The 22,541-nt window shown below is 62.2% G+C and carries 27 protein-coding genes; 10 read left to right on the forward strand and 17 right to left on the reverse strand.

Annotation, left to right across the window (positions count from 1 at the left end; translation table 11 throughout):
* Positions 1 to 24: 24 nt before the first annotated feature.
* Positions 25 to 852 (reverse strand): ferredoxin--NADP reductase, encoded by an 828-nt coding sequence (locus tag AC0L2X_RS09645; protein ID WP_473554082.1) that lies wholly within the window; start codon positions 850 to 852, stop codon positions 25 to 27.
* Positions 853 to 1,070: 218 nt separating this feature from the next.
* On the opposite strand from AC0L2X_RS09645, the gene AC0L2X_RS09650 reads away from it, so the two are divergent.
* From AC0L2X_RS09650 to AC0L2X_RS09660, 3 genes are read left to right on the forward strand one after another with little or no spacing between them, the layout of a single operon-like run.
* Positions 1,071 to 3,155, forward strand: a complete 2,085-nt coding sequence (locus tag AC0L2X_RS09650; protein ID WP_473599658.1) for a hydantoinase/oxoprolinase family protein — start codon at positions 1,071 to 1,073, stop codon at positions 3,153 to 3,155.
* Between the two features lies 1 nt (position 3,156).
* Entirely contained in the window at positions 3,157 to 4,842 is a 1,686-nt protein-coding gene (locus tag AC0L2X_RS09655) for a hydantoinase B/oxoprolinase family protein (RefSeq protein WP_473599659.1), read from the forward strand.
* Entirely contained in the window at positions 4,839 to 5,213 is a 375-nt protein-coding gene (locus tag AC0L2X_RS09660; protein WP_473599660.1) for a hypothetical protein, read from the forward strand. Before AC0L2X_RS09655 ends, AC0L2X_RS09660 begins: the two co-directional genes overlap by 4 nt.
* A gap of 45 nt (positions 5,214 to 5,258) precedes the next feature.
* Here AC0L2X_RS09660 and AC0L2X_RS09665 read toward each other — a convergent pair whose 3' ends face one another.
* From AC0L2X_RS09665 to AC0L2X_RS09680, 4 genes are all read right to left on the reverse strand, one after another.
* Entirely contained in the window at positions 5,259 to 5,915 is a 657-nt protein-coding gene (locus AC0L2X_RS09665; RefSeq protein ID WP_473599661.1) for a methionine ABC transporter permease, read from the reverse strand.
* Positions 5,896 to 6,993: a methionine ABC transporter ATP-binding protein gene (locus AC0L2X_RS09670; protein WP_473599662.1), complete on the reverse strand. Its 1,098-nt coding sequence runs from the start codon at positions 6,991 to 6,993 to the stop codon at positions 5,896 to 5,898. The genes AC0L2X_RS09665 and AC0L2X_RS09670 overlap by 20 nt, the downstream gene beginning before the upstream one ends.
* Before the next feature lie 100 nt (positions 6,994 to 7,093).
* Positions 7,094 to 7,942, reverse strand: coding sequence for a MetQ/NlpA family lipoprotein (locus tag AC0L2X_RS09675; protein ID WP_473599663.1), 849 nt, complete (start codon positions 7,940 to 7,942; stop codon positions 7,094 to 7,096).
* Between the two features lie 351 nt (positions 7,943 to 8,293).
* Positions 8,294 to 8,593 carry a DUF1236 domain-containing protein gene (locus AC0L2X_RS09680; RefSeq protein ID WP_352492122.1) on the reverse strand — a complete coding sequence of 100 codons (300 nt, stop codon included), beginning with the start codon at positions 8,591 to 8,593 and terminating at the stop codon, positions 8,294 to 8,296.
* 204 nt (positions 8,594 to 8,797) lie between these two features.
* Here AC0L2X_RS09680 and AC0L2X_RS09685 point away from each other — a divergent pair, with 204 nt between their 5' ends.
* Positions 8,798 to 9,514, forward strand: a complete 717-nt coding sequence (locus tag AC0L2X_RS09685) for a DUF1236 domain-containing protein (protein WP_473599742.1) — start codon at positions 8,798 to 8,800, stop codon at positions 9,512 to 9,514.
* A 99-nt stretch (positions 9,515 to 9,613) separates the two neighbouring features.
* On the opposite strand, the gene AC0L2X_RS09690 is transcribed toward AC0L2X_RS09685, so the two are convergent.
* The gene (locus AC0L2X_RS09690; RefSeq protein ID WP_473599664.1) at positions 9,614 to 9,856 is read right to left on the reverse strand and encodes a polymerase; all 243 of its coding nucleotides are present in this window, start codon (positions 9,854 to 9,856) and stop codon (positions 9,614 to 9,616) included.
* A 232-nt stretch (positions 9,857 to 10,088) separates the two neighbouring features.
* Positions 10,089 to 10,643, reverse strand: coding sequence for a DUF4142 domain-containing protein (locus AC0L2X_RS09695; protein WP_473599665.1), 555 nt, complete (start codon positions 10,641 to 10,643; stop codon positions 10,089 to 10,091).
* A 246-nt stretch (positions 10,644 to 10,889) separates the two neighbouring features.
* On the opposite strand from AC0L2X_RS09695, the gene AC0L2X_RS09700 reads away from it, so the two are divergent.
* Positions 10,890 to 11,120 carry a hypothetical protein gene (locus AC0L2X_RS09700; RefSeq protein ID WP_473599666.1) on the forward strand — a complete coding sequence of 77 codons (231 nt, stop codon included), beginning with the start codon at positions 10,890 to 10,892 and terminating at the stop codon, positions 11,118 to 11,120.
* 180 nt (positions 11,121 to 11,300) lie between these two features.
* Here AC0L2X_RS09700 and AC0L2X_RS09705 read toward each other — a convergent pair whose 3' ends face one another.
* Entirely contained in the window at positions 11,301 to 11,612 is a 312-nt protein-coding gene (locus tag AC0L2X_RS09705; RefSeq protein WP_352457800.1) for a hypothetical protein, read from the reverse strand.
* Positions 11,613 to 11,936: 324 nt separating this feature from the next.
* Here AC0L2X_RS09705 and AC0L2X_RS09710 point away from each other — a divergent pair, with 324 nt between their 5' ends.
* On the forward strand, positions 11,937 to 12,101 hold the full coding sequence (locus AC0L2X_RS09710; RefSeq protein WP_023677107.1) for a DUF3309 family protein: 165 nt from the start codon (positions 11,937 to 11,939) through the stop codon (positions 12,099 to 12,101).
* A gap of 284 nt (positions 12,102 to 12,385) precedes the next feature.
* Here AC0L2X_RS09710 and AC0L2X_RS09715 read toward each other — a convergent pair whose 3' ends face one another.
* Complete coding sequence (locus AC0L2X_RS09715) at positions 12,386 to 12,583, reverse strand: hypothetical protein (RefSeq protein WP_352492126.1); 198 nt, start codon at positions 12,581 to 12,583, stop codon at positions 12,386 to 12,388.
* A 557-nt stretch (positions 12,584 to 13,140) separates the two neighbouring features.
* Here AC0L2X_RS09715 and AC0L2X_RS09720 point away from each other — a divergent pair.
* On the forward strand, positions 13,141 to 13,815 hold the full coding sequence (locus AC0L2X_RS09720; protein ID WP_473599743.1) for a Crp/Fnr family transcriptional regulator: 675 nt from the start codon (positions 13,141 to 13,143) through the stop codon (positions 13,813 to 13,815).
* Positions 13,816 to 13,985: 170 nt separating this feature from the next.
* Positions 13,986 to 14,513: a YciE/YciF ferroxidase family protein gene (locus tag AC0L2X_RS09725; RefSeq protein WP_292655403.1), complete on the forward strand. Its 528-nt coding sequence runs from the start codon at positions 13,986 to 13,988 to the stop codon at positions 14,511 to 14,513.
* Positions 14,514 to 14,650: 137 nt separating this feature from the next.
* Here AC0L2X_RS09725 and AC0L2X_RS09730 read toward each other — a convergent pair whose 3' ends face one another.
* Together AC0L2X_RS09730 and AC0L2X_RS09735 are read right to left on the reverse strand one after the other, a co-directional pair.
* A complete protein-coding gene (locus AC0L2X_RS09730) occupies positions 14,651 to 15,649 on the reverse strand; it encodes an ATP-dependent DNA ligase (protein WP_473599667.1) in 999 nt (332 codons plus the stop codon).
* Between the two features lie 29 nt (positions 15,650 to 15,678).
* A complete protein-coding gene (locus tag AC0L2X_RS09735) occupies positions 15,679 to 15,846 on the reverse strand; it encodes a hypothetical protein (protein ID WP_473599668.1) in 168 nt (55 codons plus the stop codon).
* A gap of 226 nt (positions 15,847 to 16,072) precedes the next feature.
* Between AC0L2X_RS09735 and AC0L2X_RS09740 the strand changes: the two genes are divergently transcribed.
* Positions 16,073 to 16,777 carry an MgtC/SapB family protein gene (locus AC0L2X_RS09740; RefSeq protein WP_352492130.1) on the forward strand — a complete coding sequence of 235 codons (705 nt, stop codon included), beginning with the start codon at positions 16,073 to 16,075 and terminating at the stop codon, positions 16,775 to 16,777.
* 192 nt (positions 16,778 to 16,969) lie between these two features.
* Positions 16,970 to 18,232, forward strand: a complete 1,263-nt coding sequence (locus AC0L2X_RS09745) for a DUF763 domain-containing protein (RefSeq protein ID WP_473599669.1) — start codon at positions 16,970 to 16,972, stop codon at positions 18,230 to 18,232.
* Between the two features lie 10 nt (positions 18,233 to 18,242).
* Here AC0L2X_RS09745 and AC0L2X_RS09750 read toward each other — a convergent pair whose 3' ends face one another.
* From AC0L2X_RS09750 to AC0L2X_RS09775, 6 genes are all read right to left on the reverse strand, one after another.
* A complete protein-coding gene (locus tag AC0L2X_RS09750) occupies positions 18,243 to 18,686 on the reverse strand; it encodes a PPC domain-containing DNA-binding protein (RefSeq protein WP_473599670.1) in 444 nt (147 codons plus the stop codon).
* 24 nt (positions 18,687 to 18,710) lie between these two features.
* On the reverse strand, positions 18,711 to 18,863 hold the full coding sequence (locus AC0L2X_RS09755) for a peptide ABC transporter permease (protein WP_473599671.1): 153 nt from the start codon (positions 18,861 to 18,863) through the stop codon (positions 18,711 to 18,713).
* A gap of 107 nt (positions 18,864 to 18,970) precedes the next feature.
* Positions 18,971 to 20,686, reverse strand: a complete 1,716-nt coding sequence (locus AC0L2X_RS09760) for an HAD family hydrolase (RefSeq protein WP_473599672.1) — start codon at positions 20,684 to 20,686, stop codon at positions 18,971 to 18,973.
* Positions 20,687 to 20,690: 4 nt separating this feature from the next.
* Entirely contained in the window at positions 20,691 to 21,662 is a 972-nt protein-coding gene (locus tag AC0L2X_RS09765; RefSeq protein ID WP_352492135.1) for an SDR family oxidoreductase, read from the reverse strand.
* A 187-nt stretch (positions 21,663 to 21,849) separates the two neighbouring features.
* On the reverse strand, positions 21,850 to 22,152 hold the full coding sequence (locus AC0L2X_RS09770; protein WP_352492136.1) for a hypothetical protein: 303 nt from the start codon (positions 22,150 to 22,152) through the stop codon (positions 21,850 to 21,852).
* A gap of 203 nt (positions 22,153 to 22,355) precedes the next feature.
* Positions 22,356 to 22,538, reverse strand: a complete 183-nt coding sequence (locus AC0L2X_RS09775; RefSeq protein WP_473599673.1) for a hypothetical protein — start codon at positions 22,536 to 22,538, stop codon at positions 22,356 to 22,358.
* Positions 22,539 to 22,541: the final 3 nt, after the last annotated feature.

Genomic DNA, 22,541 nt, shown 5'->3' on the forward strand with positions numbered 1-22,541 from the left:
ACCAGTGGCTGAATTGCCGCGGCTCTAGCCGACGAAGGCGCGCTCGACGACGAAGCTTGCCGGATGATGCAGCGAGCCTTCCTGGAAGCCGTGGCTTTCAGCCAGCTCCTTGACGTCCTTCAGCATATGCATCGAGCCGCAGATCATGATGCGGTCGGTCTCGGGATCGAGCTTGTCGATGCCGAGATCGGTGTAGAATTTGCCCGAGCCGATCAGCGCGGTGATGCGGCCCATGCGCTCGGAGGTCTCACGCGTCGTTGAATTGTAGAGCGTGACGCGGCCACCGGTCAGCTCGCCGATCAGCGGATCGTTCTCCAGCGCCGCCACCAACTCCTGGCCGTAGGTGAGTTCAGCATTGTCGCGGCAGGTATGGGTCAGGACCACCTGCTCGAACTTCTCATAGGTGTCGGGATCGCGCAGCAGGCTGGCGAAGGGCGCAATGCCGGTGCCGGTCGAGATCATGAACAGGCGCTTGGCCGGCGTCAGCGCGTCGACCACCAGCGTGCCGGTCGACTTCTGCCGCATGATGACGGTGTCGCCGATCTGGATCTTCTGCAGCTCCGAAGTGAGCGGGCCGTCCGGCACTTTGATCGAGAAGAACTCGAGTTCGTCGTCCCAGGCAGGGCTGGCGATCGAATAGGCGCGGAACACCGGCTTCTCGGCATTTGGCAGGCCGATCATGACGAACTCGCCGGAGCGGAAGCGCAGCGACTGCGGCCGGGTGATGCGGAACGAAAACAGCCGGTCGGTATAGTGCTTCACCGAGACGACGGTTTCGGCATAGACATTGGCCGGTATCGGGAACTGCAACGGCCGGGCGCCGGCAGTGTTGAACGCGGATGTGGTGTTCATCAAACCTAACCTTCCGGGCCGGCTCAGCGCCCGCGCCAAATCTTCACCTGCGCGCCCGAACCGGTCAGGTTCCAGCGTGCCGTTTGCACACTCCGAAGCGGTAAGCTCTTGTGTCCGGAATTTATTAGTATACAAACGATATTTGCGTCAAGACGCCGCCGTAAAACAGCTTTCCAAACTGAGGCATGTAAGCAGTTCGGGCATTTCGGGTTTCGACAATGGAACAGAATTTTTCGGCGCAAGCTCTGGATTCGGCGGGCAGTGTCGTCGCCGGCATCGATGTCGGCGGCACCTTTACCGACCTGCTTCTGATCGACGGCCGTAACGGTGGCCGGGTGCATATCGCCAAGACCCCGACCACGGTCGACAACCAGGCTTTCGGCGTCGTTGCTGCGCTTGGTGCCACCGGCTTTCCGATCGACGGCATCGACCTTATCGTGCACGGCACGACGACCACGACCAACGCGGTGCTGGAGCGCCGGCTGGCAAAGACCGGCATGATCACCACGCGCGGCTTTCGCGACGTCATCGAGCTTGGCCGGCGGACACGGCCGCAAGCCTACGGCATGACAGGCACCTTCGTGCCGATCATTCCGCGCAATCTGCGGCTCGAAGTGTCGGAGCGGGTCGAAGCCTCGGGCGCGGTGCGCGTCCCGCTCGACGAGGCCGAGATGCGGGCAGCGATTTCAGAACTGATCGAAGCCGGCTGCGAATCCCTCGTCATCCATTTCCTGCATTCCTATGCCAATCCGGCGCACGAGCGGCGCGCCGCCGAGATCGCCGCCGAGCTTTGGCCGAACGGCTACATCACGACAGGCCACGCCCTGCTTTCGGAAGCGCGCGAATTCGAGCGCGGGGTGACCGCGTCGGTCAATGCCTCGGTGCAGCCCATCCTCGAACGCTACGTCGAACGGCTGCGCAAGGAGCTGGCGTCAAAGGGCTACGCCCGCGACTTCCTGATCATGAACGGCAACGGCGGCATGATCTCGGCCCGCTTTGTCACACGTGAGTCGGCCAAGACCGTCATGTCGGGACCCGCCTCCGGCGTCATTGCCGCCGCCTACACCGGCAAGCGCGCCGGCTTCGAAAACCTGGTCACCTACGACATGGGCGGTACTTCGACCGACGTGGCGCTGATCCGCAATGCCGAGCCGGCGGTGTCGAACGAGATCGAGATCGAATATGCGATGCCGATCCATGTGCCGATGGTGGCGGTGCATACGGTCGGCGCCGGCGGCGGCTCGATCGCCCGCGTCGACGCGGCCGGCCTGATCCAGATCGGCCCGGAAAGCGCCGGCGCCAATCCCGGGCCAATCTGCTACGGACGCGGCGGCTTGGAGCCGACCATCACCGACGCCAATCTGGTGCTCGGCAGGCTAGCGCCGAAAAAGCTGCTGGCGGTGGAAAACCCGGTCACCGTCGAACGCGTCACAGGCATATTCGAGGACAGGATCGGCCGCGCCACCGGCCTGTCCGGCGTCGAGGCCGCGGGTGCGGTGCTGCGGCTCGGCAACGTGAAGATGGCCGGCGCCATCCGCATGGTTTCGGTATCACGCGGCCACGACCCGCGCGATTTCGCGCTGTTCGCCTTCGGCGGCGCCGGGCCGCTGCATGCGACGGCACTGGCGCGCGAGCTCGGCCTGCCCAAGGTGCTGGTGCCGGCGCGGCCGGGCATCACTAATGCGCTCGGCTGCGTCGTCGCCGACCTCAGGCACGACTTCGTCAACACGGTCAACCAGCCGGTGGCCAGTCTCGATGAAACCCAGCTTCACGCGACATTGGAACGGCACCGAAACGAAGGCGAAGAGCTGATCGGCAAGGAAGCGGTGAAGCCGGAAACGATCCGCGTCACGCATTCCGCCGACATGCAGTTCGTCGGCCAGACGCATATCATCAACGTGCCGCTGCCGTCGTCTGCGGTGACGCGCGAGGTACTGCAGCAACTGTTCGAGAAGGCCTATTTCGCGCGCTTCAAGGTCGAGTTGCCGGAAATCCGCGCCAATCTGGTCAACCTCAACACCTCGGTCACCGGCGTGCGGGCGGCGATCGATCTGTCCCGGCTGATCGACCCGGCTAGCCGCGCCAAGACGCTCGACGAGGCGCGGCGCGAAATCCGGCCGGTCTGGTATGGCGGGCGCTGGTACGACACGCCGGTCTACAGCAGGGAAAAGTTGCCGCTCGACGCCGTCATCGCGGGGCCAGCGATCCTCGAACAGATGGACGCGACCACCGTGCTCGAGCCCGGCGACCGGGCACGATCGGATGCCGATGGCAACATCATCATCGATATCGGTGAGGCCTGAGATGGAAAAACTCGACGCCATCACCCTTTCGGTCATCCAGGCGGCCCTGCAGCAGGTCTGCGACGAAATGGACCTGACGTTTTCGCGCGCCGCGTTCTCGCCTGTCATCGCCGAGGCCAATGACCGCTCCGACGGTATCTATTCGGCGCTCGATGGTTCGCTGATCGCGCAAGGCAGCCAAGGCCTGCCGGTGTTCGTCGGCGTCATGCAGTATTCGACCAAAACGGTGATCGAGATGATCGCCGACGGCCGCTGCCTGCCGCCCGAGCCAGGCGATATCTACATCGTCAACGATCCCTATCTCGGCGGCACCCATCTGATGGATGTGCGCTTCGCCATGCCGGTCTATCGCGGCGGCAAAATATTCTGTTGGCTGTCGAACACCGGCCACTGGCCCGACATCGGCGGTTCGGTGCCGGGCGGCTTCTCCGCCTCGGCAACGGCGGTCGAGCAGGAAGGTTTGCGGCTGCCGCCGGTGAAGCTGTTCAAGAAGGGCGTGCTCGATCGCGAAATCTACGCCATCATCTGCTCGAACATCAGGGTTGCCGACCAGCGCATCGGGGACATCCGGGCGCAGGCAGCAGCACTGCTGATCGGCCAGGACCGGCTCAACGGCATTCTAGATCGTTACGGAAATGAAACGGTTGTCGATGCGATCGCCGAATTGCGGCGCCGCGCCGCTGAACAGATGCGCGCCAACATATCGGCCATTCCCGATGGCATTTACAGCTCCGAAGCCTTCGTCGATTCCGACGGGGTGGTGAACGAGCCGCTGACCATCGCGCTTGCTGTGGAGAAACAGGGCGACACGCTCAGCTTCGACTTCTCGGGCTCGTCGAAGCCTTGTGCCGGGCCGATGAACAGCGTGCTGGCGACGACCTTGTCCTCGGTCTATCTCGCAATGCGCCATATTTTCCCCGATGTGCCGATTAGCGCCGGCGCCTTCGAGCCGCTGATCGTCAAGCGGCCGGAAGGCACTTTCCTCGACGCCAAATATCCGCGGCCGGTGTCGGGCTGCGCGGCCGAGGTTTCGCAGCGCATTGCCGAGGCGGTGTTCGCGGCGATGGTGCAGGCGCTGCCGGACAAAGTGACGGCGGCTCCGGCCGGCTCCAGCGGCAATTTCGCACTCGGCGGCAACGATCCGGCCCGCGGCCGCGATTATGTCATGTACCAGATCTCCGGCGGCGGCTATGGCGGCAATGCCGGTCACGACGGCCTGACCAATGGCTGCTCGACCATCGGCATTTCCAAGTCGCCACCGGTCGAAATCATGGAGCAGGCCTTCCCGGTGCTCTACCGCCACTACGCCCTGCGCGAAGGCTCGGGCGGCGCCGGCAAGCATCGCGGCGGTTTCGGGCTTGCCTATGAGGTCGAGATCCTGCGCGGCGACGCCCGCGCCTCCTTCGTCATGGACCATGGCCGCTTCGGCCCACAGGGCGCGCTCGGCGGCAAGGACGGCGCGGTCAACACGGTGACCGTGTTCCGCGACGGCAAGGAACATGTGCCGCCGCATCTGTCCAAGGAGCAGGACATCGCGTTGAAAGCAGGCGATCGCGTACGCGTCGGCACGCCGGGCGGCGGCGGCTACGGTGACCCGTGGCAGCGCGATCCGCAATTGGTCGCTCGGGATGTCAGGCTAGGGTACTATACCGCCGAGCAAGCCAGGGACATGTTCGGGATCAAATGAATCCACAAGACAAATTCAAATGCCGTGTCTGCGGCCTCGATCAATCTCCCGATCTGCCATGGGGCGAGAACGGCAAAGAACCCAGCTACATCATATGTTCGTGCTGTGGAGTGGAGTTCGGCTACGAAGACGACGGCCTCGGCAATTGTTTGTCAATTCGCCGGCATTGGGTGGAGGTTCGGCGCTGCAAGTGGTTCGCGTCGGAGGATCGGCCGCTCGATTGGGACATGCCCGCTCAAATCAGAGGTATTCCGTTAGCCTATAAAAGCGCAGAGGACGAGCAACTGATCCAGCTATATTTGCAAACCGGAGAGCCGCCTCTACAAGGCTTGGCGGCGCTGAGCGGGGTGGAGGAGCCGGACCGGCAGTGAGGGTCTCACCTGGTGCTGGCATATCGCCCAGACCGCTGCGCACAGCTATGCCCTGTGATCCAGCCTTGCGACCAGCCGGTCGCCGGCCCACTGGATGCCGCAGACCAGGACGATCAGGACGATGACCACGGCGATCATGACTGACGTCTCGAAGCGTTGGTAGCCGTAGCGGATGGCGAGGTCGCCGAGCCCGCCGGCGCCGATGGCGCCGGCCATGGCCGAGGCGCCGATCAGCGTCACCAGCGTCACCGTGAAGCCGGCGACGATGCCGGGCAGCGCTTCCGGCACCAGCACCTCGCGGATGATCGTCCAGCGGTTGCCGCCCATGGCGCGCGCCGCTTCGATCAGCCCGTGGTCAACCTCGCGCAGCGACACTTCGGCGATCCGCGCATAGTAGGGCGTCGCGGCGATCGACAGCGGCACGATCGCTGCCCAGGTGCCGATCGAGGTGCCGACGATCAGCCGCGTCACCGGGATCAGCGCAACCAGCAGGATGATGAAAGGCACCGAGCGGAAACCGTTGATGACCGCGCCGAGCGCACGGTTCACCCACAGGCTTTCGGCGATGCCGCCGCGGTCGGTGGCGACCAGCGCCAGGCCGAGCGGCAGCCCGAAAACCAGCGAGATGAGGCCGGAGGCGGCCGTCATCAGGATCGTTTCCCAGATCGAACGGACGAGAAGTTCAAACAGAACCGGCGACATAGCCAAGCACCTCCACCCGCGCCTGGCGGGCTCTCAAGAACGCGATCACCTCTGCCAGGTGAGCTTCATTGCTGCCGGCGACCGCCACGAACAGCGTCCCGACAGGCTGCTGCTGGACGTGATCGATGCCGCCATGCACGAGGCGGAACGAGCCGGGAACCGCCGCGGCAAGATCGGACAAAAGCGGGCTTCGCGCGGCCTCACCCGCCACGTCGATCCTGAGGATCGCCTCCACGCCGGCGTTCTGCGTTAGCCGGCTTGCGATCTCCGCCGGCAATTGTGGCCTGATGCCGCCGAGCAGGCTTTGTGTGATCGCCGACTTCGGGTCGGCAAACACCGGCCACACCGGCCCTTGCTCGACGATTTGTCCGGCGTCGATCACCGCGACACGATCGGCGATCGAACGGATCACCTCCATCTCATGGGTGATGAGAAGAATGGTCAGGCCAAGCTGCCGGTTGATGTCTCTGAGCAAGGCAAGGATGGAGCGCGTCGTCTCCGGGTCCAGCGCCGAGGTCGCTTCGTCCGACAGCAGCAGCGCCGGGCGCGCCGCAAGCGCCCGGGCAATGCCGACGCGCTGCTTCTGCCCGCCCGAAAGCGACGCCGGATAGGCTTTCGCCTTCTCCGACAGGCCGACGAGCTCCAGCAGCTCGGCAGCGCGCGCCAGGCGTTCGGCCCTGGGCCGGCCTTCGATCTTGAGCGGCAGCGCTACATTGTCTTCGACCGTCTTGGCGGACAGCAGGTTGAAATGCTGGAAGATCATGCCGATGCGCCGGCGCAGCGGCTGCAATTCGCGCTCGCCGAGCCGGCTGATGTCGCGGCCTTCGATGAAGACCTGTCCTGTATCCGGCCGCTCCAGGCCGTTCAGGCAGCGTATCAGCGTCGACTTGCCGGCGCCGCTGCGGCCGATGATGCCGAGGATCTCGCCCTGGCGCACGCTGAGCGATACGCCGTCCAGCGCCGCTGTTGCGCCAAAGCGGCGCTTCAGCTCGATGAGGCGTACGACATCGTCCGGTCCCGCGGGACGGCTGTCGGCGGGATGCACGGCTTCGGCGACCGGGGCGAAATGCTGGTTCATGAAAATTCCTGTTTTGGTGTCCCGCAAACGCGATCACGGTCCGCGTTGCAGCGCGGACCGCGTGATCATGCCGGGCTTCAGCGCCCAGTCGGGCTCGGCATCAATAGGCGCTGATGCCGGTTCCCTTGTAGACCCGGTCGAATTCGGCCTTCACCTTTTCGTTCTGATAGGAAGCGACCAATGTCTTCACCCAGGGCTGGTTTTCGTTGCCGGCCTTGACCGCGATGAAGTTGCGGTAGGGATTGTCGGCCACCGCCTCCTGGGCGATGCGGTTCTCCGGTGTTAGGCCGCTCTTAAGCGCCCAATCCGTGTTGACCACGGCCCCGTCAAGATCTTCCACCGAGCGCCCGACAATGCCAGCGTCAAGCTCCTTGACGACCAATTTCTTCGGGTTTTCAGCGATGTCGGTGGTCGTCGCCAGAATGCCGGTGCCTTCCCTGAGCTTGATTAGGCCCTCGCTCTGCAGGACGCGCAGTGCGCGGCCCTCATTGGACGGGTCGTTCGGCACGCCAATGACCGCGCCTTCGGGCAGGTCGGCAATCTTCGTGTACTTCTTGGAATAAAGGCCGATCGGCCAGACCCCGGTATAGCCGACCGGGACGATGTGATAGCCCTGCGTCTTGATCTGGTTGTCGAGATAGGGCTTGTGCTGGAAGGCGTTGGCGTCGATTTCGCCACGCTCGAGCGCTTCATTCGGCTGGGTGTAGTCGTTGAACACCACGGTCTCGACCGTCAGCCCCCTCTCCGCCGCCTGGGCGGTGACAACGCGCCAGACATCCTCGTCCTCGCCGCTCATGATGCCGACCTTGACCGCCGTCTTGTCTTCGGCGAACGACGGCGCAGCAAGGCCGACAATCGCAACCGCCGACGCGAAAAGTAGAGCCAGACCGGCGCGCCGGTTTATACTTGCGGAGAGAAATGAGCGCAAAGTGTTGGTGTTCCCAGACATGATCTATCCCGTCGGTTTCTGAAGTCGTTGCGGCCAAGGCGGAGTGCCAAGCCTTCCCGGCATCATCGGGAATGCTGACCGTCGGATCAAAGCACCGTATTTCCCGCGAAATGCCAAGCCAGGAATATTCTCTCAAAGTTTCGGGCCTGGCGAGCACAGGGCGTGCTGGGATCATGCGTTCTAAGCCGATCCTGGTTCGGAAATTGTCCGGACGTCGTCTCCGCTACGAGGCCCGCCATGCATCGGAACGGCGGGCCTTTCTGCATTCGAATTGCCCAGCACGGGCAGCAGTTTGGGATGTCGACAATGCAGGACGCGCCGCATGTCCCTTCAAAAAACGACGCGCATTGCTCACTGGATGACCTTCACGATCCTGCGTGTGCCCGGATCGACCAGGACGGTCTGGTTGTCGACGACGACGTAGCGGTATTTGACGTTGGGAACTTCATGAAGCTCGACGGTATCGGGCAGGGTCGAGCCGACATTGAGTTCCACGCCGGGAAGCTGGACGGACGCCAGAGGCTGCTTTTTCACATACTCGCGTACGATCGTCTCCTGCTGCGGTTCGATGATCACGTCCTGAGCGGCAGCGGCGCCAACACCCGCAAGCAGCAAGAACCCAGCCGCGGCTGCCGAAAGATGCATTCTCATGATCGTCTCCTTTCGTCGTGAGCCACCTCTGCGCTGCGCCGCGTCATGCTGTTCGCAGCGGGGTCGCTATAGGCCGGTAACGTCATCAGGTGGAGCTTGTTCCGCCACTCGGATCGCTTGCCGCTTCGCTCCATAAATTTGGAACAAAGTTTTTTAGCCGCAGTTTTACGCGGTGAAGGGACGCATTTTCCAAGGAGATCTCTCATGAAAGGCGTTCTGATCACCAGCATGCTAGCAATCAGCGTCAGCTGCGGGGCTGCACTTGCCCAGACGCAGCAGTCGACCGACGACCAGTCCGGCGCCAATTGTGCAGCCGGCACCGCCAATTGCCCAAACGGCGCCAAGATGGGCGAGCAGGCTCAAGGCAAGGCCGGCGCTGCGACTGATCAACAGGCGCAGGGCAAACCGAAGCTGAAGACCGACGAGCAAGCCCAAGGCAAGGCTGGCGCTACGACTGAACAGCAGGCCACGGGCAGCACCAAAATGAAGACCGACGAGCAAGCCCAAGGTAAGGCCGGAACCACCACTACCGAGCAGGCCCAAGGCAACACAAAAATGAAGACCGAGGAGCAGGCGCAGGGCAAGACTGGGACCACGACCACCGAGCAGACTCAGGGCAATGCCTCGACGCAGACGCAAGACCAGAGTTCGACCGCTTCCATCAGCAATGTGACCGTTGAACAGAAGACGGAGATCACGCAGGTCATCAAGGAAACGAACGTCCAACCCGTTTCCAGCGTCGATTTCGACATCTCCGTCGGTGTCGAGGTTCCGCGAAAGAAGGTCCGGCTGCATCGCCTGCCGGCGCGCATCGTCAAGATCGTTCCGGCTTACGAAGGCTATGAGTATTTCGTGCTCGCCGACGGCCGGATCGTCATCGTCGACCCGAATACCTACAAGATCGTGGTTATCCTGACCTAGTTGTGGCCAGACGGTTTGATTGAACAAAGGGTCCGTCGCGCAGGTCGCGTGGCGGGCCTTTCCTCATCTCCTCGCTCCGCGTGTGCTGCAAATCGCAGATCACGGTCCGTCCTCGGGGCGAGGAGTAAGCACGGTGTGATCGATGGCGTCGGGCAGGCATGGACCGGGCACGCAGCTTGTTCGGACTGACCCGGTGGTCATGCCATCGATATCCGTAACCAGCACCATTCGCGCGTAGTGCCGCGGCCACAGCGGTTCTCCAAACAGGACGAAGACGCCGCCAATCATCAAGGCCAGCAACATAAGTGCCGTCACATTTGCAAATATCTCGCCGTACCGCATGTAGGCAGCCTGTCCCGTTCGGAAAGCGATTTCAGCCTGTGACAGCGGCGACCAGGACGGCGCCGAAAGCCGGCGCTACTATCCTTGAGGCCTCGCGAATGCCGCCTTCCATTGGATATTCCGCGGAATAAGGGTGAATAACGGCACTCTCGGTGCTTTGTTCCCGGCCCGACGACAGCCGCTTCATTCATGCCGGGGCGTTTCCGTTGGCGAAGCCGCACGGTCTTCGCCCTCATTGATGCGCGGCAGCGAGATCCTTCACGTGACGTTCGTGCATTTGCAGCACCGGCAGCGTCTTCTTGGCAAACTCCTTCATCGCCGGATCGTCGCCGGAATTTGCGTAGGCGGAAAACAGCGCCACCGCTTCCTTATGTGCCTGGGTCTGCATGTCGATATATTTCGATTGGAAGCTGTCCCCGCTGGTCTCCTTGAGTTGGTCGAGCAGCGCCTGGTGCTTGGTGTCCAGCGACGGGCCGGCTGGCGCGGTGGCCGAAGTCGTCTGACCCCTGCTGAGCGCCGCCTTGAAGTCCTCGCCGGCCTTGGTGTGGTCCGTGACCATTTGCGCCGCGAATGCCTTCACGTCGTCGGCAGTCGCCTGCGTCTGCGCAAGCCGGCTCGATTCGATTTCGAATGTATTGGCGATGGGCACGGTCTTGACGAACGTCGCGGTGTCAACCTTGCTCATGGTGTCGGTCGTCAGAGGCGTCAGCGTCGCCGATTGAGCAAAAGCAGCCAAAGATGCGCCAGCCATCAGCGCTGCCGCAGTGATGGATAGAAGTGTTTTCATGGGAGTTCTCCGAGGCCGATGTCATCCCTCCGATGGCTCAACGCGGAAGCTGCGGCGAGGTTGCCTTGATCGCGGCGGCCAGAGCCGCCGCGACGCCAAACAAGGGTTTGGAAACGCAAAACAAAAGACGCCGGCTGCGTCCTGCAAAGTGTAACGCAAGCCACGGGATCGTACGGAATCGTACAAGCTCTTTCGCTTTGCCGCAGTCTTGCTATCGTTGGCCGGGAGAGATGGGTGGAGGCTTCCGTGGGGCAGATCAAGTCGCCGCTTGGAATCGGTATTGATACCGACAAAGCCGTCCATACCGTCATGGCCGACTACCATTCGGGCGATATTCTCTCGACCACCGTCGTCATAGCCGATTTGCGCAAGCGCTTTCCCTGGTTCCGGCAAACCGACGAGGAGCTGGTTGGCTTCATCGTCCGGGCGCTGGATGGTCGGGAGATCGCGGTCAGCTTCGACCACCGCGGCGGTTAGAGCGGTTCATCGTTTCACGGAAACGCTGAAACGCTCTATGGCTTTGTTTTGAAGCAATTCCGGACGGAAAACCGTTTCACTCTTTTCCTGGAATTGCTCTAGGCGGCTGATTTTGCGGCAAACTGACGAGGCCGCGGAGCCTATGCTCCACGGCCTCGTGAGGCTGTGATCACCGGGCGCTTACTTGCCGCAGTGGTTGTCGTTCACCGTCGGCGCCATCGTGCCCGGAGCCTTGCCGGTCGCATCGGGCATAGCCCCCTGCGGGCCCGGCGGGCAATTCCGGTCGGCATTCGAATTCGTCGTTGAGAAATCGCGAATGCTGTTGGTGATGGTCGAATCCGTGCCGGTGTCAGGGCCGCCATTATCCGGCACTACGACCGTCCGCCCGCTCCCGTCGGCAGCGGCTCCGGAGGGGTCGCCGACGTTCTGGGCCATCGCTGACGTGGCCAGACCGATCGTAAGCGCCGAAGCTGCGAGAATTTTCGTGAGCATGATGCTTCTCCTTTTTACGAGGGTCGTCGCGTTGCGACTACGAAAACAACCGTTCGGGCGGGCGAAGGTTCCGACAAATTCCCCATGAAATTCAGCATGTTCTCAGGTGTTCAACGCGGCCGCCATGCCATTCTCGGCTGGCATGCTTCTGTGGACTTTTCTGACGGCACAGCCCGGTATTTTGCTCGCCGCATGAGCGTACGCCTTACGTCCCGCCGGAACAGGAATGCTCCTTGTGAGTTCATACCTTTGTACGTTCATACCTTTGTACAATGCGACGCGCTGATGCGAATGGCGGCAGCGCAAACAAGGAGAGCAGACATCATGGGCCTTGGAACCATTCTCATCATTATCTTGGTCCTTGCCTTGCTTGGCGGCTTCAGCGGCTTGGGCGGCGGACCGTTCTATGGCACCGGCTATTACGGTGGTGGCGGCCTCGGCCTGGTGCTGCTTATCGTCATTATCCTGGTCCTGCTTGGGCGCATTTGATGCATGGCGCGCAAAAGCATGCCCTCGGGCTTGACCCGAGGGTGTGCAGCGGTTTTGTGATAACGACACGCATAAAACAAGAACCTAAAGCGCATCGCATGAGGCCGGTCGAACGCGACGCGCGTCACGCTCACAACCAAACGCCTGCCGCTTGGTAACAAGCGCCGGGCGTTTTGTCGTGACGAGACAAGATTTCCAAGATCCTTGGCCAACCAGGATCCTGGCTAAAAAGGGCGACCCGGTGCCGAAGCTTTCGGCACCGAGGACACCACCATAGCAGCAGCTTAGTGTTGGCGATCGGCGGCCAGCGCTTCTTTCAGATCGGCGCTGAGCACACCCTCGTTGAACAGCGACATGATACGGGCGGCCAACCGCTCGCGGACAGGACTGTCGTCCGCAACACCCAACTCGCGGCAGCAGTCGTCGAGCGCTTTTTTCAGCACGGTCAGTTCGGCTGGGGTTGCTGCACCTTGCATCGACATGCCATCCTCCCTTGAAAAGGGCGAAAGCGCGAAGCGTCTTTCAAGCGTCCACTCGCCATGTCTGTGTGGACGACTCCAATTCAATTAGCGCCGCTCTCGTCCAAACTCAATGTACGGAAATTACCAAGCAGACAGTTTGGGAACGACTGCCTTGCATCTGCATTGTTGCTGCGATCCAACCCACCCCTCATTTGGATCACTGGGCGTAGCCCACGACGCCCGAATGGAGCCCGTTGCATCCCTCGCGACGGGCTCTTTCGCGCCCGATGGTCTCAATTGTCGTTTTCGTACCAAACCGTCTTTGGTACGTTTCCAACTCTAACTTTCAGTCGGATGTTTTCGTAGGCAAGCGGCAGGAGAAACTGCCGTGCATCGATTCATTTTTTTATTTAGTAGGCTCCATACCTTCGAGTGCTTATATAAGCGTTATCGTCCGCAGGTTATACCGGGCGCGGACGGCTGGGAGATAAAAAAGCTCTTGCCCTGTTTTGGGCCCAGCTATGTCTGATCCAGCAATTTCCGATAGAACTCTATACAGAAACAAGCTGTTGCGCCGGATGAGCGCCGACGATTTCGCATCTCTCGAGCCGCACATCGAGCGCTGTTCGCTGGAGTTACGGCAATCGCTCGAAGTGTCCGGATCGCCGATCGAGGCCATTTATTTCCTCGAGGACGGCATCGGTTCGGTGGTTGCGAAAATGCCGAACGGCAGCGATGCGGAAGTTGGCCTGGTCGGCTTGGAAGGTATGACCGGCTCGGCCCTGATAATGGGCGACGACCGTACGGTCCATGATTGCTATGTGCAGCTGGCGGGAGAGGCCGCCAGGATCGACGCCGAGCCGTTCAAGGCGGCGCTGACGCAAAGCCCGACGCTGCGGCTGTTCTTGCTGCGCTACGTGCAATGTCTGCATGTCCAGACCGGCTATACCGCGCTGGTCAACGCGCGATCGAAACTTGAAGACCGGCTGGCGCGCTGGCTGCTCATGTGTGACGATCGGGTGGCCGGCGACCGGCTGGCGATCACTCACGAATTCCTGTCGATCATGCTCGGCGTAAGGCGTCCGGGTGTCACGGTCGCGCTCCAGCTGCTCGAGGGTCGAGGGCTCATCCGGTCCCGCCGCGGCGAAATTATCATCCGCGATCGCGATGGTCTCGTCGCACTGGCCGATGGCGGCTACGGCCTGGCCGAGGCCGAATATACCCGCCTGGTCGAGCATATCGGCGAGCGCTGACGACGCTTTCCTCGCCGCTTGCTGCGGCAGGTCGAAGCCCGTTGCGGCACTACACAGCGGGTCCGAAAAAATTTTCAAAGCTCCCGGACCGTCAGGGAACTTGTTTCCCGTCGGAGGGTTATGGGACGCCTCTACTTTGCGAGGCGGCACCAACCATTCGGGAGAGGATCATGGCGACCACGAAAAAGGCCGCGAAGGCGGCAAGCAAGGGCCTTGAGGATCTGTTCCTCGACGGGCTCAAAGACCTCTACTACGCCGAGAAGAAGATACTGAAAACGCTGCCCAAAATGGCCAAGGGCGCGGAATCGGAAGAAGTGACCGCCGCCTTTGAGAAACACCGCATGGAAACCGAAGGACATGTCGACCGCCTCGAGGAGGTGTTCGAGAAATTCGGCAAGCCGGCCCGCGGCAAGACCTGTCCGGCGATCGACGGCATCATCGAAGAGGGCTCGGAAGTGCTCGAGGAGTATAACGGTGCTCCCGCGCTCGACGCCGGGCTTGTCGGTGCAGCGCAAGCTGTCGAGCATTATGAGATCGCTCGCTACGGCACTTTGATCGCGTGGGCGGAAGAACTCGGCAAGAGCGACGTTGTCGAACTGCTCAGGGCAACTCTCAAGGAAGAGGTCGCGACCGACGAAGCGCTTTCCAAGCTCGGCGAAAGCGGTGTCAACGAACGCGCAATGCAAGAAGCCGCTTGATCTAGCAGATCGCCTCCGAGCCTCGGCAATGGATTGCCGAGGCTCGGCTAGTGCGGCGAACCAGCGAATTCTGCATTGGTTCCGCCGTCGTCGGCACTACGGGGCAGCAAGAGCTTGAAGCGGAGCCTCGGACGGACTTACTCGATCTGCTCGAACGTACATTGCCGGGGTTCCTTGTCCGGCCGCCAGCGCAACAGCTTGGTTCCGTGCCGGAACCGGTCGCCTGTCACATGGTCGAAACGAACCTCGACCACCAGTTCAGGCTTTATCGGTTCCCATTGTCCGCTGCGCTCCGTGCTCCAGCGGCTTGGTCCGCCCGGCGCCTTGCCGGTAAAACCCGGCTTGGCCCGCAGTTTTTCCAGCCGTGTGGTCAGCGCCGCCCTGTCGTCCTTGCCGATGGTCGAGGTGAAGCCGACATGGTCCAGCTTGCCTTCGTTGTTGTAGAGCCCGAGCAGCAGGGATCCGACTTCGTTGCTGCCGGCGAGACAGCGAAAGCCGCCGACCACGCAATCCGCGGTGCGTAGCCGCTTGACCTTGACCATGGCGCGCTCGCCGGGCCGGTATGGCTCGGCGATCATTTTTGCAACGACACCGTCGGTGGAGCCGTGGCCGGCGCCCTGCAGCCAGCGCTCGGCGGTGGCGGCGTCGTGCGTATATCTGGACAGGTGCAGTTCGGGCCGTGCCGCCGACGCGACAAAGGTCTCGATTACCTGCCTCCTGGTGGTGAGAGGCTCTTCGATGATGATCCTGCCGCCGGGTTCGGCCAGCATGTCGAACAGGACCAGCATGGCAGGCGTCTCCAGGCTCAACTTGCGGATCCTGCTCTCGGCTGGATGAAGGCGCATTTGCAGGGCCTCGAATGACGACGATCCGTCGACCTCGATGACGATCTCGCCGTCGGCAACAAACCGTCGCGAGCTCACATCGCGCAGCACCGCGACCAGTTCGGGAAAATAGCGGCCAAGCGGCTTGCCCGATTTTGCACGCAGATCGACGGCATCGTCGCCCTTGAACACGAGGCAGCGAAACCCGTCCCATTTCGGTTCGTACTGCCAAAGCCCGTCGCCGCCAGGAATTGCGTCGGCGGCTTTGGCTTCCATCGGACGAAGGTCGAGCGGCAACGGAAATGCGGTCATGGCTGGTCCGCGCCCCGCTAAGGCATTCGCTACCGCCGTCGGCCATCCCTCTGCGCCCCACTTTCCCGCTTCGGCGCCTTGCCGCCGGTTTGGTCGGGTGAAGGTGACCGCGGATAGACCTCGCCGGCCCCACTGATCTCCATGGTGATGCGATAGGCCAGATAAGCGACGGCTCCGGCAAGCAGCAAGCGGACCATGACTGCAAATCCTTCGTTGGCGTGAACCCACCAACCCGCAGGCCGAAGGTTTTGTTCCGCCGCTGCCCATCGCCGGGGTGAATCGTCGGCGGCGCAACCAAAATCCAGGCGCATCGTTTGTTGCTTATCGACGAAAAGAATTTGCGATGAAGACGCTCTTGCCCTTGTTCGCTTTGACCATGGCGCTATTCCTGGCCAGCCGCGCTTGGCCTGACGGGTGACCGCGATGGTCCTCGTTGTTCCGGTTTGGCAGGACATCGCGGCACGACTGCTTCTGACCGCGCTCGCCGGCCTGTTGATAGGCCTCAACCGGGAGGCGCGCGGGCACGCGGCCGGGCTACGCACCACTGTGCTGGTCGGGTTGGCCGCCGCCATCGCAATGATCCAGGCCAGCATTCTGCTGGGGACCGTAGGCAAGCATCCGGATTCGTTTGCATCGATGGACGTCTTGCGCTTTCCGCTGGGCGTGCTGACCGGCGTCGGCTTTATCGGCGGTGGCGCCATTCTTCGCCGCGGCAATCTTGTCAGCGGCGTCACCACGGCGGCCACGTTGTGGGTGATGACGGCAATCGGATTGGCTTTCGGTGGTGGCCAATACGGCTTGGGCGCGGCCGGCACGGCGCTGACGCTGGCCACCTTGCTGGTCCTGAAATGGGTGGATCTTCGAATGTCGCGCGAACACCACGCCCAGTTGGCGGTGACGTGGAAGGCCGCAGCCCGACAGGAACTCGATACGATGATCGGGCCGCTTGGCTACCGGGCACGCCTCGTCGCGATAGAGAGGCGCCCGGATATCAAGGACCCCGTATTCTCGTTCGAGATCAGTTGGAGGCGGCCAGACACTGGCGCACCGCCAACGGATCTGCTGGAATCGGTGGGCGAGCATTGCGAGATCCAGAAGTTTGATCTCCTCAGCGAACCTGCCCGATAGAGCGGTTCATCGTTTCACGGAAACGCCGAACCGCTCTATCTCTTTGTTTTGACGCAATTCCGGACGGAAAACCGTTTCACACTTTTCCTGGAATTGCTCTAGCGGCTCGCGGCCTGAATCAGGCCATCGCTTCTCCACACCGCTTTCGATACCTATCTGTCGAGGCAGGACTCAAGGAGCAAGCAAAAGAGCGTGGCACAGCGATCGGGAAGTGCTGATCTTCCACTTCACGGCGGGCACGTACCGAAATGGCTCGGCGACCGCATGACGCGGCTTGGCGCGGTCATGTGCGAAGCGATCATCCACCATTACGGCCGCGATGAACTGCTGCGCCGGCTGGCGCATCCGTTCTGGTTCCAGTCCTTTGGCGCCGTGATGGGGATGGACTGGCACTCTTCCGGCATCACCACCAGCGTCGTCGGAGCGTTGAAGCGCGGCCTGTCGCCGCTTTCCGGCGAGCTCGGCATCCACGTTTGCGGCGGCCGCGGCGCGCATTCGCGCAAGACCCCGCATGAGCTTGCCCTGATCGGCGAGCGTGTCGGCCTCGACGGGCAAGGCCTCGCGACTGCCAGCCGGCTTGTCGCCAAGGTGGACAGCGCCGCGGTCCAGGACGGTTTCGATCTCTATCTGCACGGCTTTATCGTCACCGACGACGCCAAGTGGGTGGTCGTGCAGCAAGGCATGAACGGCGACAGCAAGGTGGCGCGCCGCTATCACTGGCTGTCCGAGGGCCTGAAGAGCTTTGTCGACCAGCCGCATGCTGCCATCGAGGGCGCCAACCAGGGCGAGATTGTCAACCTGACCGACCGCCGCGCCGAAGCGTCGCGCCAGGGACAACTGGACCTTCTTCACGATCTTGGACCGGATCGCATCGTGAGGGAGCTTGCCGCTTTGGAGCGAGGTTCGGCGCCAGCGTCGGAGCCGGCACAAAAGCTGCTGCCGCATCTGGTGATGCCGGCGCACCACGATGTACGCGAAAGCGATGTCGTCATGCGCCGCCTGCACGGCAACATCGCGGCGGCGGCCGAGCGCGGCCCGACAGATTTCGCCGGGCTTCTCCTGGTGCCCAATGTCGGCGCACGCACGGTGCGGGCGCTGGCGCTGGTCGCCGAAGTCGTGCATGGCGCGCCGTGCCGGTTTTCCGATCCAGGGCGTTTCTCGCTGGCGCATGGCGGCAAGGACAGGCACCCGTTCCCCGTGCCGCTGAAGGTCTATGACGAGACCATCGGCGTACTGAAGTCGGCTGTCCAGAAGGCCAGGCTCGGCCGTGAGGAAGAGATCGGTGCGTTGCGGCGGCTGGACGACCAGTCGCGGCAGGTGGAGCGCTATGTCACCGGTCCAAGCCTGAAGGAAATCGTCGCCGGGGAGTTCGAGCAATCGCATCTGCTCGGCGGCCGCAGCGTTTTCGGTTGGGAAGGCGCCCCCGAGAAAGCCGCAGTTAAATCAGCGAAGTGATCGGGTCGGATCAAGCCTCCAAGTCGATCAGGGCGACGCCGAGTTCGGGACGGTGCCTGCGGCGCAGATGGCCAGGCGTCTCCACCAATGTGACCTCGAGCGTCGGCCGCACGATGCCGTCCAGCAGATGACCGCCCCTCGTGGTGCCGTCACTCAATCCAAGGACTGCGTGGACGTGCAGGCTGGGCCTGCCGTCGTCGCCGATGGCAACATCGCCGATCGCGCTCAGCACTTCGCACTGTTCCCGGATGGGGATTTTCCGGCAGGCCTTTTCTCCAGGGTCGAACCAGCCGACGGTTGCCCTTTCGAAAGCGCCGAGCGCGGTCAGCGACGCACCGCCGACGCCACGGTCGACCGCAAATGACGTCAGCTGCGCAAACGCCTCTTCGCCGGAATCAAGCACAACGACGAACGTTCTCTGTCCGGCGCTTTCGGCAACAAGCTGTGATTTCATGATTTCGCTCCAGCCGTCAGGAATTCAAATCCACCACACCAGCCATGCCAGCAAGACGAGACCCACCAGGCCGGCGATGAAAATGATCCGGCGCGCCCGCGTCCGCAGGATGATCTCGCCCTGCCGCGCCTGCTCCGCCGAAAAGACGGGACCATTCTCGTCCCGGGCACTGCTCATCCATCGTCTCCTTCCGGGGCTATTATTCGGCATTGAATGAATCTGGCGCCCGATAGGACACAATCTCGTTTGGCGGATGAGGTTCCACGGCTGGGCACCGTCTGCATCTATTCCTTCGGCGCGGTCGCGGGCGCGGTATAGCGGCGGCGCACCGCGTCGAGGACGTGGTTGCGGCTCTCCTGCGCCGAAAGTGTGCCGTCTTTCTCCGCTTCGGCGGTTTCGCGCGCCAGTTCCTTGTCCCTGATCTGCTGGCGAAACCATTCGGAATAGTCGCCGGCGCGCAAATGATGTTCCCAGGTCTTGTCGTCGATACCTTCGGCGATCTGGGCGAAAATCATCAGATTGTGGGCGCGGAGGTTCATCGCATTGTCGGGGCCGCGGAAATAGAAGCTGCCCTTCTCGTCGAGCTGGCCCTCGGCATATTTGCGGCTGTGGCGCTTGAGTGACTGCCGCGGTTCGATCGGCTCGACCATGCAAGGCTTCTTGCGCCCCCGCGGCCGCCAGAACAGCACGCGCTCGTCTTTTGGAGAGTTCAGGTCCTTGTCCTTTGGCGGTTCGGTGCCGGTCTCGCGACAGAACGTCTTGATGACCTTTTTCGCCTTGGGGCCGAGTGCGATGACGGCGGTGACCAGCCGCAATGCCTCGGTTGAGATCGCGTCCGGATGAACCGTGATCAGGATCGTGCCCGGCAATTCCATGGCCAGCACCATTGGCGTGTCGTCGCGCCGCTTCGGCAACAGGTGATGCGCCTCGTCGATGATCAGCCAGTGTGGTCGTGCCGTGCGGAAGCGAACACTGCCAAGGCCCGGCAGCAGGTCGGCAAAGAAGTCCGGCCGCTCGTTGACGCGCAGCGCCAGGCCGTTGACGACAAGATTGTTGTCCGGCTTCTCCAGGAGATCGAGCAGTTGCGTCTTCGTCGGCGCGTTGGAGCCGTCGCCAAGCCGGACGGCACCTTCGAGGCCGTCATAGTCGCCTTCCGGATCGAAGATGCAGAACTGGAACTTTCTCTCGACGAAGCGCTCCGTCAGTGCGGTCGCCAGGGTCGATTTGCCGATGCCGGAGCTGCCGGCGATCAGCACCGTATCGGTTGGCGACAGATACACGTCCTTTCCGTCCTCCGAGCCAAGCACAATGCCGTCGCGGTTCGGCACAAGCTCGCGATCGCGCTCGACGACCTTGGCGATCAGTTCCTCGACGCCTTTTCCGCGCGCGCCGCGTGTCACGAGATCCGCAGTATCCTTGACTGCCGGCAGCGCGTTGTCGACGGCGACGCTGAAGCCGCAGGCGCGCAGGAAGGCATGGTCGTTTTCGGCGTCGCCGACACCGACGACGTTGTGCGGTGACAATCTGAGGTCCTGAAGCGCGGCTGTCAGCCCCGTCGCCTTGTTGATGCCGCTGGGCAGGATCATCACCGCACCCTTGTTGAAGATGATTTCCAGCTCCAGCCCCAATTTCTTGATGACCTCGAGCGCGGTAGCCTGATGCGGTTCCCAGGTTGCGACGATCGAGCGTCCGACCGAAAGCGGTTTGACACCGCGTTTCCTGAGTTTGGCGATGAACTCGGGGGCGGGCGGCGGAGATATCGTCCGCTCCTCCTCGCTGGCCGGCGTGTAGATCAGCGCCCCGTTTTCCGCGACCACCTTGTCGAAGATCGCGACTTCGGGAAAGACGCGTTTGAGGTCGGGCAGCTCGCGCCCGGTGACGAGAATGAGTTTGCGGCCGCTCTTCTTGAAGCGTTCAAGCGCCGCAAGCGTCTTCTCGGCAACGACCCCTTCATGCGCCAGCGTGCCGTCGTAGTCAGTGGCCAGGGCAATGAAATACATGCCGTCAGTAGCCGCCCACGATCGGCAATATCTCGCCGGTGATGTAGCTCGAGCAGTGCGGCGAGGCGAGGAACACGTAGGCCGGCGCGATCTCTTCCGGCTGCGCCGGCCGCTTCATCGGCGTATCAGCGCCAAATTTCGAAACATCGCCGGCTTCCTTGTCCGAGGGGTTGAGCGGCGTCCAAACCGGGCCTGGCGCCACGGCGTTGACCCTTATGCCCTTCTCGACAAGATTGCCCGAGAGCGCGCGGGTGAAGGCATGAATGCCACCCTTGGTCATGGAGTAATCGACCAGTTGTTTCGAGCCCTCGATGCCGGTCACTGAACCGGTGTTGATGATCGCCGAACCGGGTTTCATGTGCGGCACGGCCTCCTGCGCCATGTGGAAATAGCCGTAGAGGTTGGTCTTCAGCGTCGTGTCGAAATGCTCCTCGGTCAGCTCGCTGAAATCGCTGGAGTGGATCTGGAAAGCGGCGTTGTTGACCAGCACGTCGATCCGCCCAAACTCCTGTACGATCTCAGCCACCGCGTTGTGGCAGTGGTCGCGTTCGCTGACGTCGGCCTTGATCAGGATGCAGCGCCGGCCTTCCGCTTCGACGGCCCTTTTGGTCTCTTCGGCGTCCTTGTCCTCCGAGAGGTAGACGATCGCCACATCGGCGCCTTCACGCGCATAGAGCACGGCAACCGCACGGCCGATGCCCGAATCGCCGCCGGTAATGACGGCCACTTTGCCATCGAGCTTTTTCGATCCGATATAGTACGGCGCATCGTAAAGCGGCGCCGGCTCGATCGCCCATTCATGCCCCGGCTTCGGCTGGTGCTGCTCGGGGAAGGGCGGCTCGGGATATTTGCGGGCACCGGCCTGCATGGCACCTTTTTGCTTGCCATTGGACTTGGACTTGTCCCTCTCGTCGATGCGGCGCTGGATGTGCCGCTGCTTGGCGGCCTCGCCGGCGATTTCCGATTTCATCTGCATGGTCATCTCCCTGGCTTGAAACCCAACAACGCGTGTCCGGCGAAAAGGTTTATGCGACCACGTCATTCCTTGAGCCCGGGTGGATCGTGCGGAGTCTAACCCACGGCACCGGCTGCAGTACGGACTCGCTGAAAAGCCTGGGAGATTGCGGCTCCCTCAGCGGCGCATTCGTTCGGCCCGCCCTGAGTCACAGATTGTTCTGCAGGCTCGCCGGCCCGTTGGCTACATCCGTCCCATTCATGTCGCGCCCCTTACCATTGAGTTGCCTGGCCTCGTCCTCAGCTGCGTCTTCAAGCTTGGCAACGAGCAGATCCTTGAGGTCGCCAACCTCTTCCTCGATGTCTTCGATGGGTACGCCGGCGTCTGCAGCCTCTTCCTTGCATTCCTTGGCGAGGATTTCCGCCTCCTTTTCAAGCTTGATCGGAGGCGGCGGCACATGAACGTTTTCGTGGATCCAGTCCTGCAAGAATTCTATCGCACTAGCACTCATGGCGCTCACCTATAGCGACAATCTGTAGTGCACATTAACGTACGTGCTGCAAATTGGATGCTTGGCAATGCCGGATTTCGAATAGCGGTACTTGACGATAGCGTGATCGCTAGGAGCTATAGCTTCTGCAGGCAAATGGGATCACTTGGCGTCGCAGAAACGCGGCTGGTCAGACAGTTCTAATTTGAGCGCATTCCGCGCGCTCAGGACGTGTTGCGCCGTCGCGCCGGTGTTGCTCGATTAGGATCGCCTGACGGCCGACCATCGTCATCCGCAGCAGCCGGTCGCGTCGGCCACTCAGCGGCGCGGTCAGCGCGCATTTTGCGTTTATGCGCCATCCAGAACGGCAAGAGCTCAGCAAGAAAACTGTAGATCGTGGTCTTCATAGG

The sequence above is a fragment of the Mesorhizobium sp. WSM4828 genome (assembly GCF_055811175.1).

What these genes read in the sequence shown, in the direction of transcription:
- AC0L2X_RS09645 (WP_473554082.1), bottom strand. Translation starts at nt 852, where the DNA reads ATGAACACCACATCCGCGTTCAACACTGCCGGCGCCCGGCCGTTGCAG.
- AC0L2X_RS09650 (WP_473599658.1), top strand. Translation starts at nt 1,071, where the DNA reads ATGGAACAGAATTTTTCGGCGCAAGCTCTGGATTCGGCGGGCAGTGTC.
- AC0L2X_RS09655 (WP_473599659.1), top strand. Translation starts at nt 3,157, where the DNA reads ATGGAAAAACTCGACGCCATCACCCTTTCGGTCATCCAGGCGGCCCTG.
- AC0L2X_RS09660 (WP_473599660.1), top strand. Translation starts at nt 4,839, where the DNA reads ATGAATCCACAAGACAAATTCAAATGCCGTGTCTGCGGCCTCGATCAA.
- AC0L2X_RS09665 (WP_473599661.1), bottom strand. Translation starts at nt 5,915, where the DNA reads ATGTCGCCGGTTCTGTTTGAACTTCTCGTCCGTTCGATCTGGGAAACG.
- AC0L2X_RS09670 (WP_473599662.1), bottom strand. Translation starts at nt 6,993, where the DNA reads ATGAACCAGCATTTCGCCCCGGTCGCCGAAGCCGTGCATCCCGCCGAC.
- AC0L2X_RS09675 (WP_473599663.1), bottom strand. Translation starts at nt 7,942, where the DNA reads ATGTCTGGGAACACCAACACTTTGCGCTCATTTCTCTCCGCAAGTATA.
- AC0L2X_RS09680 (WP_352492122.1), bottom strand. Translation starts at nt 8,593, where the DNA reads ATGAGAATGCATCTTTCGGCAGCCGCGGCTGGGTTCTTGCTGCTTGCG.
- AC0L2X_RS09685 (WP_473599742.1), top strand. Translation starts at nt 8,798, where the DNA reads ATGAAAGGCGTTCTGATCACCAGCATGCTAGCAATCAGCGTCAGCTGC.
- AC0L2X_RS09690 (WP_473599664.1), bottom strand. Translation starts at nt 9,856, where the DNA reads ATGCGGTACGGCGAGATATTTGCAAATGTGACGGCACTTATGTTGCTG.
- AC0L2X_RS09695 (WP_473599665.1), bottom strand. Translation starts at nt 10,643, where the DNA reads ATGAAAACACTTCTATCCATCACTGCGGCAGCGCTGATGGCTGGCGCA.
- AC0L2X_RS09705 (WP_352457800.1), bottom strand. Translation starts at nt 11,612, where the DNA reads ATGCTCACGAAAATTCTCGCAGCTTCGGCGCTTACGATCGGTCTGGCC.
- AC0L2X_RS09710 (WP_023677107.1), top strand. Translation starts at nt 11,937, where the DNA reads ATGGGCCTTGGAACCATTCTCATCATTATCTTGGTCCTTGCCTTGCTT.
- AC0L2X_RS09715 (WP_352492126.1), bottom strand. Translation starts at nt 12,583, where the DNA reads ATGTCGATGCAAGGTGCAGCAACCCCAGCCGAACTGACCGTGCTGAAA.
- AC0L2X_RS09720 (WP_473599743.1), top strand. Translation starts at nt 13,141, where the DNA reads ATGAGCGCCGACGATTTCGCATCTCTCGAGCCGCACATCGAGCGCTGT.
- AC0L2X_RS09725 (WP_292655403.1), top strand. Translation starts at nt 13,986, where the DNA reads ATGGCGACCACGAAAAAGGCCGCGAAGGCGGCAAGCAAGGGCCTTGAG.
- AC0L2X_RS09730 (WP_473599667.1), bottom strand. Translation starts at nt 15,649, where the DNA reads ATGACCGCATTTCCGTTGCCGCTCGACCTTCGTCCGATGGAAGCCAAA.
- AC0L2X_RS09735 (WP_473599668.1), bottom strand. Translation starts at nt 15,846, where the DNA reads ATGGTCCGCTTGCTGCTTGCCGGAGCCGTCGCTTATCTGGCCTATCGC.
- AC0L2X_RS09740 (WP_352492130.1), top strand. Translation starts at nt 16,073, where the DNA reads ATGGTCCTCGTTGTTCCGGTTTGGCAGGACATCGCGGCACGACTGCTT.
- AC0L2X_RS09750 (WP_473599670.1), bottom strand. Translation starts at nt 18,686, where the DNA reads ATGAAATCACAGCTTGTTGCCGAAAGCGCCGGACAGAGAACGTTCGTC.
- AC0L2X_RS09755 (WP_473599671.1), bottom strand. Translation starts at nt 18,863, where the DNA reads ATGAGCAGTGCCCGGGACGAGAATGGTCCCGTCTTTTCGGCGGAGCAG.
- AC0L2X_RS09760 (WP_473599672.1), bottom strand. Translation starts at nt 20,686, where the DNA reads ATGTATTTCATTGCCCTGGCCACTGACTACGACGGCACGCTGGCGCAT.
- AC0L2X_RS09765 (WP_352492135.1), bottom strand. Translation starts at nt 21,662, where the DNA reads ATGCAGATGAAATCGGAAATCGCCGGCGAGGCCGCCAAGCAGCGGCAC.
- AC0L2X_RS09770 (WP_352492136.1), bottom strand. Translation starts at nt 22,152, where the DNA reads ATGAGTGCTAGTGCGATAGAATTCTTGCAGGACTGGATCCACGAAAAC.
- AC0L2X_RS09775 (WP_473599673.1), bottom strand. Translation starts at nt 22,538, where the DNA reads ATGAAGACCACGATCTACAGTTTTCTTGCTGAGCTCTTGCCGTTCTGG.